Annotated in this window: 23 protein-coding genes; 12 read left to right on the top strand and 11 right to left on the bottom strand. The window is 68.9% G+C overall.

The window, feature by feature from the left end; all coding sequences use genetic code 11:
* Positions 1 to 25: 25 nt before the first annotated feature.
* Positions 26 to 904, bottom strand: coding sequence for a LysR family transcriptional regulator (locus tag ABN611_RS30030; RefSeq protein ID WP_350275621.1), 879 nt, complete (start codon positions 902 to 904; stop codon positions 26 to 28).
* Positions 905 to 986: 82 nt separating this feature from the next.
* Here ABN611_RS30030 and ABN611_RS30025 point away from each other — a divergent pair, with 82 nt between their 5' ends.
* On the top strand, positions 987 to 2,132 hold the full coding sequence (locus ABN611_RS30025; protein WP_350275620.1) for a nuclear transport factor 2 family protein: 1,146 nt from the start codon (positions 987 to 989) through the stop codon (positions 2,130 to 2,132).
* Positions 2,133 to 2,166: 34 nt separating this feature from the next.
* Here the strand turns inward: ABN611_RS30025 and ABN611_RS30020 are convergent, their stop codons facing one another.
* Positions 2,167 to 2,394: a hypothetical protein gene (locus ABN611_RS30020; RefSeq protein ID WP_350275619.1), complete on the bottom strand. Its 228-nt coding sequence runs from the start codon at positions 2,392 to 2,394 to the stop codon at positions 2,167 to 2,169.
* An 11-nt stretch (positions 2,395 to 2,405) separates the two neighbouring features.
* Positions 2,406 to 2,816, bottom strand: a complete 411-nt coding sequence (locus ABN611_RS30015) for a sigma factor (protein ID WP_350275618.1) — start codon at positions 2,814 to 2,816, stop codon at positions 2,406 to 2,408.
* A 159-nt stretch (positions 2,817 to 2,975) separates the two neighbouring features.
* Here ABN611_RS30015 and ABN611_RS30010 point away from each other — a divergent pair, with 159 nt between their 5' ends.
* Positions 2,976 to 3,806: a glycerophosphodiester phosphodiesterase family protein gene (locus ABN611_RS30010; RefSeq protein ID WP_350275617.1), complete on the top strand. Its 831-nt coding sequence runs from the start codon at positions 2,976 to 2,978 to the stop codon at positions 3,804 to 3,806.
* A 30-nt stretch (positions 3,807 to 3,836) separates the two neighbouring features.
* On the opposite strand, the gene ABN611_RS30005 is transcribed toward ABN611_RS30010, so the two are convergent.
* Positions 3,837 to 4,169 (bottom strand): hypothetical protein, encoded by a 333-nt coding sequence (locus ABN611_RS30005; RefSeq protein WP_350275616.1) that lies wholly within the window; start codon positions 4,167 to 4,169, stop codon positions 3,837 to 3,839.
* A gap of 16 nt (positions 4,170 to 4,185) precedes the next feature.
* A complete protein-coding gene (locus tag ABN611_RS30000) occupies positions 4,186 to 4,551 on the bottom strand; it encodes a hypothetical protein (RefSeq protein WP_350275615.1) in 366 nt (121 codons plus the stop codon).
* 235 nt (positions 4,552 to 4,786) lie between these two features.
* On the opposite strand from ABN611_RS30000, the gene ABN611_RS29995 reads away from it, so the two are divergent.
* From ABN611_RS29995 to ABN611_RS29975, 5 genes are all read left to right on the top strand, one after another.
* Positions 4,787 to 6,142 (top strand): alpha/beta hydrolase, encoded by a 1,356-nt coding sequence (locus ABN611_RS29995; protein WP_350275614.1) that lies wholly within the window; start codon positions 4,787 to 4,789, stop codon positions 6,140 to 6,142.
* A 95-nt stretch (positions 6,143 to 6,237) separates the two neighbouring features.
* On the top strand, positions 6,238 to 7,380 hold the full coding sequence (locus tag ABN611_RS29990; protein WP_350275613.1) for a heparan-alpha-glucosaminide N-acetyltransferase domain-containing protein: 1,143 nt from the start codon (positions 6,238 to 6,240) through the stop codon (positions 7,378 to 7,380).
* 32 nt (positions 7,381 to 7,412) lie between these two features.
* Positions 7,413 to 7,766, top strand: coding sequence for a VOC family protein (locus tag ABN611_RS29985; protein WP_350275612.1), 354 nt, complete (start codon positions 7,413 to 7,415; stop codon positions 7,764 to 7,766).
* A 5-nt stretch (positions 7,767 to 7,771) separates the two neighbouring features.
* Positions 7,772 to 8,131: a metalloregulator ArsR/SmtB family transcription factor gene (locus ABN611_RS29980; RefSeq protein ID WP_350275611.1), complete on the top strand. Its 360-nt coding sequence runs from the start codon at positions 7,772 to 7,774 to the stop codon at positions 8,129 to 8,131.
* Positions 8,128 to 8,583, top strand: a complete 456-nt coding sequence (locus ABN611_RS29975) for an SRPBCC domain-containing protein (RefSeq protein ID WP_350275610.1) — start codon at positions 8,128 to 8,130, stop codon at positions 8,581 to 8,583. Before ABN611_RS29980 ends, ABN611_RS29975 begins: the two co-directional genes overlap by 4 nt.
* 10 nt (positions 8,584 to 8,593) lie before the next feature.
* Here the strand turns inward: ABN611_RS29975 and ABN611_RS29970 are convergent, their stop codons facing one another.
* Genes ABN611_RS29970 through ABN611_RS29955 form a run of 4 tightly spaced genes read right to left on the bottom strand, consistent with a single transcriptional unit; the run spans position 8,594 to position 13,288 of the window.
* Positions 8,594 to 9,508: a carbohydrate ABC transporter permease gene (locus tag ABN611_RS29970; RefSeq protein ID WP_350275609.1), complete on the bottom strand. Its 915-nt coding sequence runs from the start codon at positions 9,506 to 9,508 to the stop codon at positions 8,594 to 8,596.
* A complete protein-coding gene (locus tag ABN611_RS29965; RefSeq protein ID WP_350275608.1) occupies positions 9,505 to 10,434 on the bottom strand; it encodes a sugar ABC transporter permease in 930 nt (309 codons plus the stop codon). Before ABN611_RS29965 ends, ABN611_RS29970 begins: the two co-directional genes overlap by 4 nt.
* Entirely contained in the window at positions 10,431 to 11,768 is a 1,338-nt protein-coding gene (locus ABN611_RS29960; protein WP_350275607.1) for an extracellular solute-binding protein, read from the bottom strand. The genes ABN611_RS29965 and ABN611_RS29960 overlap by 4 nt, the downstream gene beginning before the upstream one ends.
* Before the next feature lie 17 nt (positions 11,769 to 11,785).
* Positions 11,786 to 13,288, bottom strand: a complete 1,503-nt coding sequence (locus tag ABN611_RS29955) for an alpha-N-arabinofuranosidase (protein ID WP_350275606.1) — start codon at positions 13,286 to 13,288, stop codon at positions 11,786 to 11,788.
* Positions 13,289 to 13,416: 128 nt separating this feature from the next.
* Between ABN611_RS29955 and ABN611_RS29950 the strand changes: the two genes are divergently transcribed.
* Positions 13,417 to 14,415 carry a LacI family DNA-binding transcriptional regulator gene (locus ABN611_RS29950; protein WP_350275605.1) on the top strand — a complete coding sequence of 333 codons (999 nt, stop codon included), beginning with the start codon at positions 13,417 to 13,419 and terminating at the stop codon, positions 14,413 to 14,415.
* A 3-nt stretch (positions 14,416 to 14,418) separates the two neighbouring features.
* Here ABN611_RS29950 and ABN611_RS29945 read toward each other — a convergent pair whose 3' ends face one another.
* On the bottom strand, positions 14,419 to 14,856 hold the full coding sequence (locus ABN611_RS29945; RefSeq protein WP_350275604.1) for a ribonuclease H: 438 nt from the start codon (positions 14,854 to 14,856) through the stop codon (positions 14,419 to 14,421).
* Between the two features lie 76 nt (positions 14,857 to 14,932).
* Entirely contained in the window at positions 14,933 to 16,378 is a 1,446-nt protein-coding gene (locus tag ABN611_RS29940) for a response regulator transcription factor (RefSeq protein ID WP_350275603.1), read from the bottom strand.
* A 32-nt stretch (positions 16,379 to 16,410) separates the two neighbouring features.
* Here ABN611_RS29940 and ABN611_RS29935 point away from each other — a divergent pair, with 32 nt between their 5' ends.
* The 4 genes from ABN611_RS29935 to ABN611_RS29920 all read left to right on the top strand — a co-directional run bounded on the left by ABN611_RS29935 (position 16,411) and on the right by ABN611_RS29920 (position 18,911).
* Complete coding sequence (locus ABN611_RS29935) at positions 16,411 to 16,866, top strand: hypothetical protein (protein WP_350275602.1); 456 nt, start codon at positions 16,411 to 16,413, stop codon at positions 16,864 to 16,866.
* Positions 16,867 to 16,976: 110 nt separating this feature from the next.
* Positions 16,977 to 17,561: a redoxin domain-containing protein gene (locus ABN611_RS29930; RefSeq protein WP_350275601.1), complete on the top strand. Its 585-nt coding sequence runs from the start codon at positions 16,977 to 16,979 to the stop codon at positions 17,559 to 17,561.
* A gap of 7 nt (positions 17,562 to 17,568) precedes the next feature.
* Positions 17,569 to 18,432, top strand: a complete 864-nt coding sequence (locus ABN611_RS29925) for a cytochrome c biogenesis protein CcdA (RefSeq protein ID WP_350275600.1) — start codon at positions 17,569 to 17,571, stop codon at positions 18,430 to 18,432.
* Positions 18,433 to 18,485: 53 nt separating this feature from the next.
* The gene (locus tag ABN611_RS29920; RefSeq protein ID WP_350275599.1) at positions 18,486 to 18,911 is read left to right on the top strand and encodes a hypothetical protein; all 426 of its coding nucleotides are present in this window, start codon (positions 18,486 to 18,488) and stop codon (positions 18,909 to 18,911) included.
* Positions 18,912 to 18,933: the final 22 nt, after the last annotated feature.

Raw genomic sequence — 18,933 nt, 5'->3', positions numbered from 1 at the left:
CGCGGAGGTCAGTGCCCGCTGATGGTCAGCTGGAGTGCTTGCGGAGAAGGCGGATGAGGTCGGCGGTTGCCGGATGGGGATCGTGGGCGGACAGCAGGGCGTAGATTCCGCGGGTCGGGGCGTGCTGGAGACGGAGAGCGGTGACGTCCGGGCGTAGCGCCGGCACCAGGGATCCCGGGATGAGGGCGACGGCGTGGTTCGTGGCGGCCATCGCGGTCTTGCCGAGCAGGTCCGCCGCGGCGAAGTCGATGGTGAGGCTGACGCCGGCCCGGGCCGCATGGTTGCGCAGCAAGGCGGCGGAACCGTCGTTGTCCTCGACCCAGACATCGTCGGCCAGGTCCGTGATGCGGACACGTTTCCGGCGGGCCAGCCGGTGACTTGTCGAGACGACGACCATCATCTCGTCGGAACCGAGCGGCTCGAGGAGGAGTTCCGGCTGGTCCGGCAGCCCCGGCGGGGCGTCGGTGATGACGGCGAGGTCAATCTCACCGGACACCACCCGTGCGCTCAGCTCGCGAGTGAGCGCGGGGACGAGTGACCAAGGACGGGGCCCGCCCTCGTCGAGCAGACGACGTACTGCGGCCGGCACGACGCTCGCCGCCAGCGAAGGGGTCGCGCCGATGATCAGCGGCCGCTGAGAACCGGTGGTCGCGCTGCGGGCAGCGTGCACCGCGCGATCAGCCGCGTTCACGACGGTCAATGCGTGCATGCCGAACGCCTCGCCCGCGGCCGTCAGCGCCACGCCTCGGGGAAGCCGCTCGATCAGCGGTACGCCGGCCAGCGCCTCCAACGTCGCGATCTGCCGCGAGACCGCCGACTGGGTGTACCCCAGGGCGGCTGCGGCGGCGGACAGCGAACCGAGGCGGCCGACGACCACGAACGTCTGCCAGGCAGTCAACGACATGCCACCATTATGCGGATTACGCAGAGCAGACCTGCGAAACCTGCGCTTGTGGATGAGTTCGGATTCGCCGAGCCTGGAACGCATGACCGCATCATCGACACACGCAGCCGTCCTCGGACTCGGCCGGATGGGCACCGCCGTCGCACGACGCCTGGCCGACCACGGCTGGCAGGTGACCGGCTGGAACCGGTCGCCGGTTTCCACGCCCCAGGACTTCACCGTCGTCACCGACCCGCTCGAGGCCGTTGCCAAGGCGGACGTCGTACTCCTTGCCCTGTACGACGGGACCGCCTGCCGGGACGTGATAGCCCGGATCGAGCCGGCCCTCGCCGCCCGTGCCGCCGTCGTCAACATCAGCACCATCGCTCCTCAGGACGCGGCAGAGTTGGCTGTCAACCTCAGGTCCAGCTATGTCCACGCGCCCGTCCTCGGCTCGGTCCCAGCCGTTGAGCGCGGCTCGTTGCGTATCCTTGCCGCCGGCCAGGCCGGTCCGGCGTACGAGGTTCTGGCGGCACTGGGAGAGGTCCATCACGTCGACGATGCCGCCACCGCGGCCGCCTTGAAGCTCATCGCCAACACCAGCCTGGCCGGAGCCGTCTCGGCGCTCCGCGAGGCTCTGCAGCAAGCCGCCGTACTCGGCCTCTCACGACAGCAAGCGCTCGACGTTCTCGCGCTCGGTCAGCTGGGCGGCATCGTCGGGCGCAAGCGCGACCTGTTGACAGGAGCAACCAAACCGGCCGAGTTCACGGTCGGAGCGCTCGCCAAGGACATGGACCTCCTCAGCGCTGCGTCCCAACATCCGCTGCGGTACGCAGCCGAACTCGCTGAGAGCCCGGCCGGCCCGGATGCCGACATCGCGCTCGCCGCGACCGTCCCGCCGGTCGACGCGAGCGTGCTGGCGCCGCTGGAAAGCTACATCCGCGGCCACGCGACCGGCGACCCGTCGCATTTCCGTGCCGCGTTCCTGCCCAGCGCCCATGTCGAGGGAGTCCGCGACGGCGTGTTCGTGTCGTGGAACCTCGACGAGTACTGCGCGAAGTTCAGCGGCGGGCCGGCGTACGACGAGGCAACCAGGCGTCGACGGATCGACTCGGTGGACGTGCACGGCACCGTCGCCACGGCGTCGATGACCTTGTGGCACGGCGCCGACACCTTCAAGGACATCTTCCTGCTCGTCAGAACCGGCACCGAATGGCGAATCGCCAACAAGGCGTACCACCGCAGCTGAAATCCAGCCTCAGTCGACAGCTGCGTCCGCATGCTCAGCTGGGATCTGCGCTTTCGCTCTGGCTGAAGAGGAATTGCCTGGTGGCGCCGGTTCGGGCGAGTTCGGCGGCGCGGGTGTAGGCCTCGGCGCCGGCGTTGTACAGCAGGTACAGCACGGAGAGCACCGCTCCCAGCCGCGCCGGCAGGTCCTCGTCTCCCGGCACCCGGTACGGGATGTTCGCGGCCTTGATCTTGTACTTCGCCCGCACCAGGCGCTTCACCATCGTGTCCTCGATCACCAGGAACGCCGCAGCTGGTCGTCCCGCATCGGGTCGAAAGGATCGCCGTCAGCGGGCGCGGTGCGGACCCGTTCCGTCGCCATGTGCTCGGTCAGCTCGCGCCCACGTCGATTTCGCCGTACGACGTCGATCGCACGGTTCCGCGCGGTGGCGACGATCCAGCCGGCCGGGTTGTCCGGGACACCGTCGCGTGGCCAGCGATCCATCGCGGTCACGAAAGCATCCTGTACGGCGTCCTCGGCGAGCCCGATGTCGCCGAACACCCTGACCAACGTCGCCACCGCCTGCCCGTGCAACGCCCCACCGAACACGAAAGCCCCGGCCCGGTCCATGTCCTCCTCCAGCGCGATCACCCGGCCCATGAACGCGCGCAGCTCCTCCGCGGGACCGTCCCGCTCTGCCCTCATGACGAACACGAACCACCCGATCAGGACATACCGGGATCAATTCTGCCGGGGGCGTGCCCAGTGTTCGCCTGACGGCAACCAATCGCAGGTGGGATCGGCACGTCGAGCGGGTAGGACTGATCGGGCTGAGATCGTCACCGCCGAATGGAGACCTACCGCATGCGAACCGCACGCATCGCCGCCGCTCTTCTGCTCACCCTGCCGCTGGGTGTCTCGACCGCAGTCGCCGCCACCGACGACGTCGACGTGATCGCCCACCGCGGCTCGTCCGGCGTCGCGCCGGAGAACACCGCCGCGGCCGTCAAGGCCGCGATCAAGCAGCGCGCCGACTTCGTCGAGATCGACGTCCAGCGGACGAAGGACGGCAAGCTGGTGAACTTCCACGACTGCACGCTGCAGCGCACCACCGACGTCGAGGAGCGCTTCCCCGGCCGGCCGTCGTACCGGGTCTCGGACTTCACCTGGGCGGAACTGCGGACGCTGGACGCCGGGTCCTGGTTCCACGACAAGTTCGCCGGCGAGCGGATCATTCCCGTCAGCACCGTCATCGACCTCGTCGACGGCAAGACCGGGCTGCTCGCCGAGATCAGCCCGTGCGGCCACTACGAGGGCCTGGTGGACGACTTCGCCGACGAGCTGAACGCGCATCCGGAGTACGTCGACGAGGCGCTCGCCGATGGTGCGCTGGCGGTGCAGTCGTTCGAGGTGGAGGACGCGAAGGCGTTCAAGGAGCGGCTGCCACGGATCCCGATCGGCCTCCTGGACGCCGACCGGCCGACCGAGGCCGAACTCGTCGCGCTGAGCACCTGGGCCGACCAGGTCAACCCGCAGTGGACCGTCACCGACGCGGCACTCGTCGACCGGGTTCACCAGCTCGGCATGGACATCAACGTCTGGACCGTCAACGAGCCCGGCACGATGCGCCGCATGGCCGAACTCGGCGTCGACGGCATCATCACCGACTTCCCCCAATCCCTCACCCAGCGCTGACATCCCGGTTCGCGACGCGCGCTGAGCGGCCTAGCCGCTCAGCGTGCCGAGCACGATGACGGCGAGGACCGGCAGGAGTAGACCCAGTGCCCATTCGGCATGGCCGGTCCAGAGCCAGAGCATCAGCGCCGTCAACGGGCCGAGGACGAACAGCACCACCAGCACGAGCACGAAGACCGGGCCCACATCCGGATCGCCCACATCCAGGAACGCCGCGACACCTCCGACCAGCGCGATCAGCATGGCGCCGGCCAGTACGCCGGTCACAGCCCAGCGCCAGTCACCCGTCGTCACAGCCAGCACAACACCCGCCGCCACCGACACACCGAGTATCAGAAGCAGCAGGTACTTGACCGATCCCACCCGTCGACTATCCCCGTCATCGCCACCGCCCGCGAGTTCGCCGCGCGTCGCCACGCTCGGGCGAGCGCTCGGGATCGGGCGTGGTCGTCAGCCGCAGGACGATGAGCAGGAGGGCGAGCAGTGGCAGGACGACGGTCCAGGCGGTCGCCACCGAGGCGGCCAACGCGCCGATGATCAGTGCGCCGAGTGACAGGCCGGGCCGGGCCTGCAGCCGGACGGTGCTGAGGAGGATCAGCGTGCCTCCGCCGACCAACGTCCCGAACCAGAATGCCAAGCCGCCGTCACCAGTCACCAAGGCGCGCACGGTCTCCGCCACCCCCAGGCCCACGAAGAGCACGCCGAGGCAGATCCCCAGCCGGCGAGCGAGAACCTGACGACGCACGGCAACCCCTGGTACCTAGCCGATCCAGGGCCAGAGTACGCCGGGATCGCTGACCCGCCGAGTGCCACCGGGCTGGATGGCGGACGGCGTGGCCTGGTGCGTCGGTGCCACGCGGGTGTCTACTGATGGCGTGCATCCGGTGGGTGCGGTGGTGGGGTTGGTTGCGGCGGTGGGACTGTGCTCGTGTGCGTCGGCGGATGAGTCGACGTCCATCGAGTGGGGGGACTGCTCGGCCGTGACCGACGTGCGCGCGGCGAATCTTCCGGCCGAGCAGCACGACCGGCTCGAGTTCCGCTGTGGCGGCGTGGACGTCGACCTCGACCCCGCTCACCAAGAGGCCGGAACGATCGCCGTGCAGCTCATCCGGATACACCGATCCGGCGGCAGTGCGACCAAGGATCCGTTGCTTCTGATCGCCGGCGGTCCTGGCCAATCCGGAGTGGACTACGCCGTCGTCGCGGCCGGTCTGCTGCCGGACGCCGTACTCGACCGGTTCGATCTGGTCGGCTTCGATCCCCGCGGGGTCGGGCACTCAGCGCCCATCCGCTGCGAGCACGCCGACACCGGGCCCCCGGCGTTCCCTGACCTCTTGACCGACACCGGATACGCCCACGCCGCCGGTGTGATGCGCCGGATCACTGACGAGTGCGCTGCGGCGCTGGGCTCCAAGGCGGCGCTGTTCAACACCACCGCGACAGCCGTCGACATCGACCGCATCCGTTCAGGTCTCGGCCAGCCCACGCTGACCTACCTGGGCCGGTCGTACGGCGCCAAACTCGGGGCGGAGTACGCGCGACTCCATCCGGACAAGGTGCGCGCGGCCGTCCTCGACGCCCCGACCGACCCCGGCACGACGTGGATCGAGACCGTCGAACGCCAGCTGGCCGGCTTCGAGCGCGCCTTCGATCAGTTCACGGCCTGGTGTGCGCCCCAGGATCGCTGTGACCGGCTCGGCAACGTGCGCACCTTCGTCGACGACCTGGTGCGCGAGGCGCAGAAGTCGCCCGTCCCGAGCGGTCGCCCAGGTGACGACATACCGACGTACGGCGTCGACATCCTCGACGCCGTGGCTGCCTCGATGTACGACGACGCGCGCTGGCCGGATCTCGCCGACGGCCTGGCCGAGGCCGCCGACGGCGACTCAGGCACGCTGCGGGATCTGGCCGACGCCGGCCGCGGCGGGGCGGACGACGCCCAACTGGTCATCAACTGCAACGACAGCGCGCCCGGGCCGACGGAGGCCGAGATCAAAGCGGCCGGGGCCCGGTTCGCCAAGCAGTTCCCGCTGTTCGGGATTTGGGGATCGTGGCAACTGTTCGGATGCACGTTCTGGCAGCCCCCGCGGCACATCCTGCAGCCGCCCGTCGCCGCGACCACACACCCGATCGTTGTCGTCGGCACCCGACACGACCCCGCCACGCCGTACAGCGGAGCCGTCGCGATGGCCACCAGCCTGGGCAACGCCGAGTTGCTCACCTGGGAAGGCCAAGGCCATGGCGCAGTCGGCCGCAACACCTGCGTCAACCGGCTCGTCGCCGACTACCTGGACAAGCTCAAGGTCCCGCCCACCAACACCCGATGCCCACCGTAGCGAACGTCGGCTTTCCGCTGGCTTTCGCCTGTGGCGGGTTTGCTGTTCCTATGGCAGGGGCGCACACCGCAGGAGACGGGTCGACTGTGCGACCGGTGCTTGCCGGCAGGGCGCAGGACGGCACCCGCGGAGCGCGGCGGATCTCGGGGGTGGATGCTGCTCGTGGTGTTGCTCTGGTTGGGATGATGTCGGTGCACATCATGCCGGCGGTGGACGAGGTGGGGCGGACGAGTACCGCCTTTCTGGTGGCGAGTGGGCGGGCGTCGGCGTTGTTCGCCGTACTTGCGGGTGTCGGTCTCGCGCTGGCGACCGGCGGCCACGAGCCGTACCGGGGTCGGCGTTTGCTCAGCGTTCAGTGCGGTCTGGTTGTGCGTGCGAGTCTGATCGGCCTCATCGGGCTGCTGCTCGGAGCGGTGGACACCTACGTCGCCGTCATCCTTGTGTACTACGCACTGCTGTTCGTCTGCGCACTGCCTTTCCTGTCCCTTGGTCCGAGAGCTCTCGCGGCGCTCGCGGTGGGCTGGGCACTACTCGCGCCGGTTTTGAGCCACGCGCTGCGCTCGTCGCTGTCCGAACCAAGCGGTGGCAACCCGACCTTCAGTTCACTCGAAGAACCCGGAGCGCTCATCACGGAACTGTTCCTGACCGGGTACTACCCCGTGTTGCCGTGGATGGCCTACCTTCTGGCCGGGCTGGCCGTCGGTCGGCTGGCGCTCGGATCATTACGCGTAGCCGCGGGACTGCTCGCCTGCGGCGTAGGACTCGCCGTCCTGACCAAAGCCGCGTCCTGGACGCTTCTGCACCCGCTCGGCGGCGGCGACCACATCGCGATGGGCCCGGCACTTCAGACCTCTCTCGGCGGCACCACACCCACGACCTCCTGGTGGTGGCTGGCTGTCTCCGGCCCGCATTCCGGAGCACCGCTCGACCTCCTGCACACGATCGGCACCGCACTCGCCGTACTCGGCGCCTGTCTCCTGCTCACCCGTGCCGGAGGCCACCTGTTGACCCCGCTGCTCGCCGCCGGCGGCATGACCCTCACCCTGTACGCCGCACACGTCACCGCGCTCGCCGCGTCCGAACCGGACGACAACCACGCGGCGCTGTTGCTGATCCACATTGTCGCCGCCCTGGTGCTCGCTCTCGTCTGGCACATTCGCCACCGACGCGGCCCCGTGGAAACCGTCGTCTCGGCCGTCGAGCGACGTACTCGAACCCTGGTTTCCGACCGGGGTTGACGCGTAGGTTTTTTCCTACATATGGTGTGCGCATGGCTATCAACACCGTGAAGACCGTGACCGTGTTCGTCGCCGATCAGGATCGGGCCCGCCGGTTCTACGTCGACACGCTCGGGCTGGAAGTGAAGGCCGATCAGACCTTCGGCGAGAACCGGTGGCTCGAAGTCGGCGCTCCGCAGGGCACCACGCTCGTGCTGCACAAACCGTTCCCGGGCATGAGCGCCGGTGGCGGGCAGGGAACGCTGTTCGCCAGCGACGACCTCGACGCCGATGTCGTCCGGCTCCAGGCGGCCGGGGTGGTCGTTGACGGGCCCAACGACATGCCGTGGGGCCGGCAGGCGACGTTCTCCGACCCGGACGGCAACAGCTACGTCCTGCAGGGCTGAGGGACGTGCCCCGACGTCTCAAGAGCGGGCCGCTGGACGAAGTGTTCGGTGCTCTCGCGAACCCGACCCGCCGGGACATCCTGGACGCGCTCCTCGACGGTGAGCAGACCGCCGGGGAGCTGGCCGGGAGGTTCGACATGGCTCGTCCCAGCGTGTCCGAACATCTCCGGGCCCTGCGCGACTCCGGACTCGTCGAGGAGCGCCAGGACGGGCGGCACCGCTACTACCGCGTCACGGGAGAACCGATGGCGGAGCTGATCGAGTGGCTCACTCCCTATGAGCGGTTCTGGCGCGACCGGATGACCGCACTCGGCAGCGTCCTCGACGAGCTGGACGACGCCGCGAACAGTGGTGATGACGAGTGAGCGGCGACCTGACCCGGATCGAGGTCGACCAGTACTTCCCCCATCCCCCGGCCAAAGTATGGCGGGCACTCACGACACCGGACCTGATGGCCCAGTGGCTGATGCCCAACGACTTCCAACCGATCGCTGGGCATCGGTTCACCTTCCGCGCCCGCCCCGTCGTACAGACCGGGTTCTCCGGGCAGATCGCCTGCCAGGTACTGGAGGTGACACCGCCGAAGCGGCTGCGGATCAGCTGGGCCGACGCCGCGGACACCGACGCGACGCCGACCGAGGTCGCCTGGACACTCCAGCCCGAGGGGAAGGGCACCCGGCTGCTCCTCGAGCACTCCGGCTTCGACCCCGACGACCCCAGCCAGCAACTCGCCCGCCGCCTCATGAACGGCGGCTGGCGCAGCCACGTCCTGCGCCGCCTGAGCGACGTACTGCAGCACCTGACATCAACCACCTGATTCCAGCCGGCTAGCCCTTCAGGCCGCTGTTTGCGACGCCTTCGATGACGTAGCGCTGCACGACGACGTACAGGATCAGCACCGGTACCGCGGCCAGAGTCGCGCCGGCCATGACGACCGGGTAGTCCGTGGTGTAGGCGCCGTACAGCGTGGCGAGGCCCGGAGCCAGCGTCATCTTGTCGGGGCTGAAGAGGACGAAGACCGGCCAGACGAAGTCGTTCCACGCGCCGAGGAAGCTCAGCACCGCGAGCGTCACCAGCGCCGGCTTCGAGAGCGGGAGCATGATCCGGGTGAAGATCGTCCAGGAGTTCGCCCCGTCGATCAGCGCGCTCTCCTCGAGCTCCCGAGGGATCGCCAGGAAGAACTGACGGAGGAAGAACACGCCGAACGCGCCCGCCGCGCCCGGCACCACCAGTGCCCAGTAGCTGTCCAGCCAGCCGAGCTTGCTCATCGTGAGGTAGTTCGGCATGAAGAAGATGAAGCCCGGCATGAACAGCGTCGCGATCAGCGTGCCGAACAGCAGGTTCCGGCCTCTGAACCTCATCCGCGACAGCGCGTACGCCGCCATCGCGGCCACCACCACGGTCAGCAGCATGTGCAGGACCGAGACCACGAGGGAGTTGATCAGCCACGTGTAGACCGGGTTGGCGGCGTCGTCGAAGATCAACCGGTACGCGCGCAACGTCCATTCGCTGGGCATCACCCGGATCGGGATCGAGCGCGCGTCCGACTCGGTCTTGAACGTGGTCAGCAGCATCCACAGCAACGGCAGGATGAAGATCAGCGAGATGACCGTCATCGCGACGTACGTCAGCGGCCCCACTCTGGTCCGGGAGTAGGCCCGCCGGTGCCGGACCGGGGGTTCGGCGGCGGCCGGATCGGACGCGTCGGGACGGGCTCCGGTGATCGGACTGGTGGTCGTCATGATGGTTTGCGCTCCCTCATGATCAGGAAGTTCGCGACGGAGATGATCGCCAGCGCCAGCGCGAGCACGTAGCTCATCGCCGCCGCACTGCCCATCCGGAAGCCGCGCAGGCCTTCGTTGGTCATCGCCATGATCGCCGTCGTCGTACTGTCACCCGGACCGCCCTTGGTCAGGATGTACGGCTGGCCGAAGAGGTTCGCGCTGGCCAGGATGGTGGTCGTCACCACGAACAGGAAGACGTTGCGAAGACCCGGCATCGTGACGTGCCGGAACTGGGACCACCGGCCGGCGCCGTCGAGCTCCGCGGCCTCGTAGAGCTGTTGGGACAGCCCCTGCAGGCCGGCGAGGAAGATCACCGCGTTGAACCCGATGGTCCACCAGATCGTCATGACGGTGATCGTGATCCAGGCCTGCGGCTGGGTGGACAGCCAGGAGACCTTGGGCAGGCCGACCCCGTCCAGGATCCCGTTGACCAGCCCGACCTCCGGGTCGAAGAGGTAGCCGAAGATCAGGCCGACCACCGCGACCCCGAGGACGAACGGCGTGAACACCACGGCGCGGAAGAAGGTCCGGCCGCGGAACTTCCGGTTCAGCAGCAGCGCCAGCCCGAGCGGGATGGTCACCAGGAACGGCACGCTGATCAGGACGAACAGGAAGGTGTTCTTCATGCCGTTCCAGAACGGATGGAAGAGCACCGAGCTGGAGTCGAACAGGTCGCGGTAGTTCTGCAGCCCGACCCAGGGCTTGCCCGGCAGCATGAAGTCCCAGTTGTGCAGACTCATCCAGACACCGAAGACCGCGGGCCCGACGAGGAACGCCAGCAGCAGGACGACGTACGGCGCGACGAACAGGTACGGCGTGACCGGATGGTGGTGCCGCAACGGGCTGCGGCCCGTCCCGGCCAGGCCCGTGATCCGCCCGCTCATCCGCCGTACTTCTTCTTGTTGGCGGCCAGGATCTGATCGCCCTTCTGCGCCGCTTCCTTCAGTGCCTGGTCGACCGGCTTCTTCCCGGTCACGGCGAGGCTGATCGCCTTCGTCCACTCGGGGTCGGTGTCGCCGGAGCCCGGCACATTGGGCGGGAAGTGCGCCCAGTCGATCATCTTCTCGAACTGCTTCACCTCGGTGTACTGCGCGAACTCCGCGGAGTCCCGGACCGACTTGCGGGCCGGCACCATGCCGGCCTCGGCCCAGCCGACCGAGTTCTGGCTCATCCAGTTGACGAAGACGCGCGCCGCCGTCGCCTTGTTCTGGTCCTGGTTGATCTGCCGCGGCAGCGTGAAGCAGTGCGAACCGGCCCAGGTCTGGTTCTGCGAACCGAGGATCGGGATCGGCGCGCAGCCCCACTCCAGGCCCTTGGCCTGCTTGCAGGGTGTGACCATCCACGGGCCGACGATCATGAAGGCGGCCTTGTTGTTGCTGAACGACACCCAGTCGCCGTCACCAGCGGCGTTCTTCGGCGAGTAGTCGTTGTCGATCAGGCCCTTGAAGAAGGTGATCGCGTCGATCGCCGGCTGATCGCCGAAGCCGGTCTTGGAACCGTCGTCGCTGATCATGTAGCCGCCGTTCTGGAAGATCATCGACTGCGCGATCAGGCCGCCGACGCTCAGCGCGCTGACCCAGTAGCCCTTGACGCCCTTGGACTTGCACTTGTCCAGGACGGCCATGAACTCGTCCTTGGTCGTCGGCGGCTTCTCCGGGTCCGCGCCCACCTGGGCCAGGACCTTCTTGTTGTAGTACAGCCCGGCCGGGTGGATGTCGAGCGGGATGGCGTACTGCTTGTCCTGGTAGAAGGTCGCCTTCCAGACCAGCTCGGCGTAGTCGGCGGCGGTGAGCTTGGCACCGGCGACCACGTCGTCGATCGGCTGCACCACCCGGCGCGCGGCGTTCGTGGCGATGTCGCCCGTGTGCATCAGGCAGATGTCGGGCGCGCGCCCGCTCTGCACCGCGGCCGGCAGCTTCTGGAACAGGTCCGCCCAGGCGATCGACGTGGTGGTGATCTTGATCTTCGGGTTGGCGTCCATGAACTTCTGGGCGAGCTTCTTCATGATCGGGCCGTCGCCGCCGGTCAGGCCGTTCCAGTACTGCAGTTCGACGTTGGGTCCGTCGTACCCCTCGGCGCCGCCCTTGCCGGTCGCGGGCGCCGCCTGGGGCGGTCCGCTGGTGCCGCCACAGGCGGAGAGGGCGAGGCCGGCGCCGGCACCCGCGACGGTGCCGAGGAGGGTGCGGCGGCCGAGCCGCACCAGGTCAGGAGAAGTCATTGCTGGTCCTTTCGAGTTCAACGGGCGAGCCGGATGCAGTGCCAGGACGCCGGCGGCAGGGTCACCGTCAACCGGTCGCCGGCGAGAGCGGAGGAGCCGGCCTGGGGAACGACCCGATCAGGGGCTTGCTGGGAGTTGACTGCGTTGCGGTCGTCGTCACCGACCACGAGATGCTCGAGCAGGCGGAGTTCACCGAGCGAGCCGAGCCGGACGGTCCAGGAAGCGGGTTCGGTGAGCGACCGGTTGGCGGCGAAGAGCGCCAGCTCACCGGACTCTTCGTCGTACGTCGCGACTGCCCACACCTGCTCGACGGATCCGTACGCCGGTGTGTCCACGGAACCGTGGTCGCCGGCGAGCATCAGCACCGTCCCGCGCGCGTACTTCGCGGTCAGTGCGAACGGGTGGAAGATCGTCTGCCGCCAGGCGTCGCCTCCCTCGACGGTCAGGATCGGCGCGATCGCGTTCACCAGCTGCGCCTGGCAGGCCACGCCAACCCGATCGGTGTTGCGCAGCAGGGTGATCAGCAGCGATCCGACCACCACCGCGTCGAGGGCGGTGTAGACGTCCTGGATCAGCGCGGGCGCCTCGGAAGCCTCGGCGCGTTCCTCCTCGTGCTGTGCGTGCCGTGCGGCGAACCACACGTTCCACTCGTCGAACGAGATGTTGATCCGCTTCGACGAGCGCCGTTTGGCGGCCACATGGTCCGCGGTCGCGACCACGTCCCGGATGTACCGGTCCATGTGCGCCGACGAGGCGAGGAACGACACCTCGTCGCCGTCGACCGGTTCGTAGTACACGTGCGCGGAGATCAGGTCGACGTTCTCGTAGCAGTGTTCGAGGACGACACGTTCCCATTCGCCGAACGTCGGCATCGTCGTGTTCGAGGAGCCGCAGGCGACGAGGAGCAGGTTCGGGTCGAAGGTCTTGTACGCGTGCGCGACCTCCTGCGCGAGGCGGGCGTACTCGAGCGGCGTCTTGTGGCCGAGCTGCCACGGGCCGTCCATCTCGTTGCCCAGGCACCACAGCCGAACGCCCCACGGCTTGGCGTTCCCGTTCTGCACGCGCTGGTCGGCGTACCGCGTGCCGGGAGCGCCGTTGACGTACTCGAGGTAGTCGACCGCTTCCGCCAGCCCGCGGTTGCCGAGGTTGACCGCGAGCATCGGCTCCAGGCCGACCCGCGCGCACCAGGCGAGGAAGTCGTCGGTACCGACCTGGTTGGTCTCGATCGACCGCCAGGCCAGGTCGAGCACGCGCGGCCGCGTCTCCCGCGGGCCGACGCCGTCCTCCCAGCGGTAGCCGGACACGAAGTTGCCGCCCGGGTAGCGGACGACCGTCGCGCCGAGCTCGCGGACCAGCGCGGCGACGTCGCCGCGGAAGCCGTCCTCGTCGGCCGACGGGTGGGTGGGCTCGTAGATACCGGTGTAGACACACCTGCCGAGGTGCTCGACGAACGTCCCGAACAACCAGGGATTGACGGGTCCGACGGCGAAGGCCGGGTCGATCGTAGAGGTCGCGGTCACGGAGGACTCCAGACTCGAATGCAACGATGTAATCCGCAGTGCCACGGAGTTTGCATCGTTGTAGTCGGCGCTGTCAACGGGTCGGGCGCAGGCAAATTCCGTTGCCGCGGCGACCTAGGATGGGCTGTATGCGAGCCACCGTGCGGGATGTCGCGAGCTGGGCCGGGGTGTCGCCGAAGACGGTCTCCAACGTGCTCAACGGGACCGTCAACGTGCGTCCCGCCACCCGCGCCCGCGTCGAGCAGGCGATGGTTGCCCTCGACTACGTCCCGAACCTCTCGGCCCGCGGGCTGCGGAACGGGCGCACCGGCATGATCGCGATCGCGCTGTCGGACCTGCAGGTTCCGTTCTTCGCCGAGATGCTGCACCACTTCGTCAACGCGGCGGCCGCGCGCGGTCTGCAGGTCCAGGTCGAGGAGACCGGCTGGGACCCCGGGCGGGAAGCCCAATTGCTGTCCCGGGCCCGGGAACACCAGGTGGACGGCCTGATCCTGAATCCGGTCAACCACGAGACGACCGCCGTACAGCCCGGGATCGCGCTGCCGCCGGTGGTGCTGATCGGCGAGGTGGACCTGCCGATCGTCGACATGGTGTGGATGGACAACGCGGCCGCGGTCGCCGACCTGACCGGCGAGCTGATCAGGACCGGGCATCGCCGGATCGCGCTCCTCGGCATGTCCGACCACCCGGCGGCCGTCGCCCGCCTCGAGGGCTACCGGCAGGCGCTGCGGTCGGCCGGCCTGCCGCTGGATCCGAGGCTCGAGATCGCCAGCGAGGATTGGCGGCCGACGTCCGCGGCCCGGGCCCTGAACGCCTTTCTGGACAGCGATCCCGGGCCGGTCGACGCCGTCGTCTGCTGTACCGACGGCGCCGCGATGGGGGCGCTGCTCGCGCTGCACGCGCACGGCCTGAGGGTGCCCGAAGACGTGTCGGTGACCGGTTACGACAACATCAACGACTCGGCGATCACCGTGCCGCCGCTGACCACGATCGATTTCGACAAGACGCGGGTCGCCGACACCGCGATCGACCTGCTGACGCGAAGAATCGCCGACCCAGACGGCTCGCCGCGCAAGGTGACGCTCCCCCACCGGCTCGTCTGGCGATCCAGCACCACGTCCAGGTGAAACTCAGCGCTGCGGGAAGCAGGCGGCGACGGCCAGGCCGTCCACGAAGTCGTTCATCTCGTGGCCGGAATGGCCCTTGACCCACTGGAAGGCGACGTCCCCACGCTGCGTCACCAACTCCACCAAGGGCTCCCACAGGTCCCGGTTGGCGACCGGCTTCTTCGCCGAGGTGAGCCAGCCTCGTTCGAGCCAGCCGGCGTGCCAGGCGTCGCGGAAACAGTTGACGACGTACGTCGAGTCCGAGACGACCAGCAGCGGACCGTCGTTCGCGCGCACGGCTTCGAGGGCGGCCCGGATCTCCATCCGCTGGTTCGTGGACACCGCCTCATGACCGACGGCGTACTCCGTCGTCGACAACGCCCAGGCCCAGCCTCCCGGCCCGGGGTTGCCCGAGCAGGCACCGTCGGTGAACACCGTGCGCGCACCGACAGGAACCACCATGTCGGGCGGACGAGGGCGCCGGGCGCGAGCTGTAGGCATCAGAACCGAAGACTATCGGAACCGCCGCGTGGACGGGTCAGGTGAGCCTGCGCTGGACCGCGACGATCGCGGCCGCGGTGCGTGACCGGACCCCGAGCTTGGCCAGGATGTTGCTGACATGCCGGTGGACGGTCCGTTCGCTCAAGCACAGCTCGGCGGCGATCTCGGCGTTGGTCAGACCGTCCGCGACCCGCCGCAGTACTTCGGTCTCCCGCGGGCTCAGCCCGTCACGCCGGTCGGCCAACAGCTCGTGTGCGCGGTCCGCGTCGGGCCGCGCGCCAAGCCGGTCGAAGGTCGTCAGCGCGGCGTCCAGCTGCATTCGTACGCCGTCCTCGTCGCCGAGTGCTCGGCATGCCTCGGCGATGCGCAGTCCGACCACCGCCGTCTCGTACGGCGCCCCTAGTTCCAGCCAGCCGTTGAAGGCCTCCCTGAGATCGACGGGCGCATCAGTCGGACGGTCCTCGGCCAACGCCACAGTTCCGCGAGCGGCGGCCACTGTCGACCGTGCCGCTGTCGTCGGATACACGGTAGCGATCTCTTGCATCTCGGTCAGCGCGGACTTGGCGGACTCGAACCGGCCGGCGGCGAGATCGATCTCCACGGCGGCGGGCAGGAGTTCGAACCTGTCGGCCGCGCGGTCCCGTTCGGCGAGCACGCGGCGCAGGCCGGTGTCCGCCGCCCGCAGATCCCCCTGGCGCAACCGATAGCGAGCGAGGCCCGGCTGCGCCACCCGGCCGAACGCCATCGCGCGTTGGTAGGCGTCCTCGACTCCGTGGTCGCCGCGCAGCCTCCGCGACTCGCCGAGTTCGTACCACGCGTGGCCGGCCACCAGCTTCCCGTCGGCCGCGAGATCACGGCACGCCTGTTCGAGCTCGGCCGCGGCGCGCGACCAGTCCCCGCGCAAGCGCATGAGGAGCGCGCGGTAGATGCGGCAGTTCCCGAAGTACACGCCACTCAGTCCGGGCAATTCGCCGAGCCACTTGTCGAGGGCAACGGACCACTCCGCCGCGCGGGCGATCTCGTGGACCTCGTAACACGAGCCGATCGCGGCGCAGTACAAGACACTGGTGGCCCGTGGCGAGGTCGTCCGGCTCAGGATCCGGACCATCGCCTCGTCGAGCAGCGCCAGCCCGCGCTCGAGTGAGCCCAGCATGAGGGTCACCCGGCCACGCATCGTCGTCGCGATCGTGACCAGGTCGGTGTCGCCACGCTCGAGACCCAGTTCGGTCGCGCGACGCAGGACCTCCTCGGCGGCCCGGTACTCACCGGCTCCGATGCAGCCGTACGCCTGCGGGATCAACGACCAGCCGTACTCGCCGTCCCGCCGTCCGGCCGCCAGACCACGGGCCCGCTCCACCCAACCGGCCGCGATCGCGAACTCACCCCGGCTGAAGACGTGTGCACTCCACAGCCAGTACGCCGTCCGCGTGGCCTCGTGGAGCTCGCCGGCGTCGGCCCGGAGTTCGAAGCACCTGCCCAGCACCTCGATCGCCTCGTCGATCCGCCCGACGACCTGTGCCGCCTCGGCCCAGTACTCGAGGTCCTCGATCCCGAGGGGCGCGACGCTGTCGGCCGCGGCGTAACGTCTTCATCCTCACGCACCGGGTCGAGCCCGGCAAGCTCGAGGCCTTCAAGGAGTACTTCGCGACGTACTGCGCCGAGATCGTCGAGCCGCAGGAGCCGCGGCTGCACTCGTTCTACGGCTACGCGGCCGCGGAGTCCGACCTGGTGACCATCGTCCAGGTCCACCCGGACGCCGACTCGATGGCGACCCACCTGAAGGTCGGGGCGGAGCACTTCGGGGAGGCGTACGCCGAGTACCTCGAGGCCGGACCCGAGCTGCAGATCTACGGCAACCTGACCGAGGAACTGATCCGGACGATCTCGACGGTCGCGCAGCTGGACGGCGACGACGAGCGGGTGACGATCCGGGAACCCTTCACCGGCTTCGACCGCCTTCCGCAACGCTGACGGAGACCAGGTCGGCGGCCGTCGAGCATGTCATCGATCCGTAAGGCTTCTCAGCGGATGACCGATGGCAGGCTTACGGTGAGACGAGCGGACGAGGGGATGGAGTTCGAGTGTCCGTGCTGCGGTTGGCTGTGCTGGCTCTGGTCTTCGGGCTGCTCGCTGGTTGTGGCGACGACGGGCCTTCCGTGTCGGGAGCTGGTGATCCGAGCGCAGCGGCTCCGAGCAGTCCGCAGCCGTCGTCGGTCGCGAAGCCGTCGTCAGGCGCGTCGACGCCGAGCGCGGCCGTCGTACCGGATGTTCTGAAGTTCACCGCGACGACAGTCGACGGCAAGCCGTTCGACGGTGCGCGCTTGGCGGCGAAGCCAGTGGTGTTGTGGTTCTGGGCGCCGTGGTGCCCGAAGTGCCGGGCGCAGGCCGACGCTACGGCCGACGTCGCGAGCAAGTACCAGGGAAAGGTGCACGTCGTAGGCGTGGCCGGCCTGGACAAGACCGGGGCGATGCGAGACTTCGTGACCGAGCAGGAGGTGGGCGGGTTCCCGCATCTCGCCGACGAGGCCGGAGCGATCTGGAAGCGCTTCGGGATCACCTCGCAGAGCACGTACGTCGTACTCGATGCCCAGGGCAACAAGAGCTTCAGCGGCACCTTGGTGAACGGCGACGGTCTCGCCGACCACGTCGCCAAGGTCGTCGGCTGAGCCGACCGTGAACGAACTCCCGTTGGCGCTGGCACTCGGCGCCGGCATGCTCGCGGCGGTCAATCCGTGCGGATTCGCCATGCTGCCGGCGTACCTCATGCTGCTCGTGTCCGGCGACGACGCGCCGCGCCGTACGGTCGCCGTCCGCCGGGCACTCGCCGCCACCGCGGCCATGACGGCCGGCTTCGCCGCGGTGTTCGGGTTGTTCGGACTGGCGATCGCGCCGGTCGCGGGCGAGGTGCAGCAGCACCTGCCTTGGTTCACCGTCGTCCTGGGCGTGGTTCTCGCGGTCGCCGGAGTGTGGCTGGTCCTGGGCCGCGACCTGCCCGTCGTACTGCCCAAGCTCCGCCGAGGGCCGACGGTCACTCGGACGGCCGCTTCGATGGTCCTGTACGGCGCCGCGTACGCGATCGCGTCGCTCGGCTGCACGATCGGGCCCTTCCTCGCGATCGTCGTCTCCACGTTCCGCACCGACGACACCGTGGGCGGCGTCGTCCTGTTCGCGGCCTACGCGGCGGGCATGGGGCTGATCGTCGGCACCGCGGCGCTCGCCGTCGCGCTCGCCCGCGCCGGGACCGTCGGGCGTCTCCGGCGCTTCGGGCGGCTCGCGGGCCGGCTGGGCGGCGTCGTACTGCTGATCGCGGGGTCTTATGTGGCGTACTACGGCTGGTACGAGATCCGGGTGTTCCGTGGGGCCGCAACCACCGATCCCGTCATCGATCTCGCCGCCAGGCTGCAGACGTGGATCGCCGACACCGTCGACCGCTTGGGGGTGCTGACGATCGGGGTCGTCTTCGTGCTCCTCCTGGCACTTGCCCTGGTCCTCCTTCGGCACCGCTCCCGGAGGCTTCCGACGAACCAAGACGGCTAGAGATCAGCAAGAACGATCGGGCGAACGTGGCGCCGGCCGCCCAGAATGGTGCCGTGGACGAGATCAGGCCGGATCGGCTGCGGAAGCTGCTGGAGCGATCGACGTGGCGGCTACGTCGCGGTAGTTCGGTGACCGACGCGGGTCTCGAGGCCGGGTACGGCTCCACGGAGGCGTTCTCTCGTGCCTTCAGCCGTGCGTACGGCGTACCGCCTGGGAAGTTCGGCGACGTACCTCGTGATTTCCGGCTGCTGGCGCCGAACGGCATCCACTTCCACGCGCCGGACGGGCTCTGGCCGACGGCGACCGGGTTCGGTCGCGAGGAAGGGGCTGCGATGGATCTGACGGACCGGCTGATCGAACACGACCACTGGCTGACCGGACGCACGGCCCGGTGGCGATCTGCTCGTATCGCTGGGCGGAGCGCGGTACGATCGCTGATCAGCCGTTCGAGCTCAGCGGGCTGGCGACCGACGTCCTGATCGACCAAGCCGGAAGTGGCAG

This window comes from Kribbella sp. HUAS MG21 (genome assembly GCF_040254265.1).
GTDB lineage: Bacteria > Actinomycetota > Actinomycetes > Propionibacteriales > Kribbellaceae > Kribbella.
The sequence above is the reverse complement of the archived record's forward strand: the minus strand, read 5'-3'. Positions and strand labels throughout refer to the sequence as shown.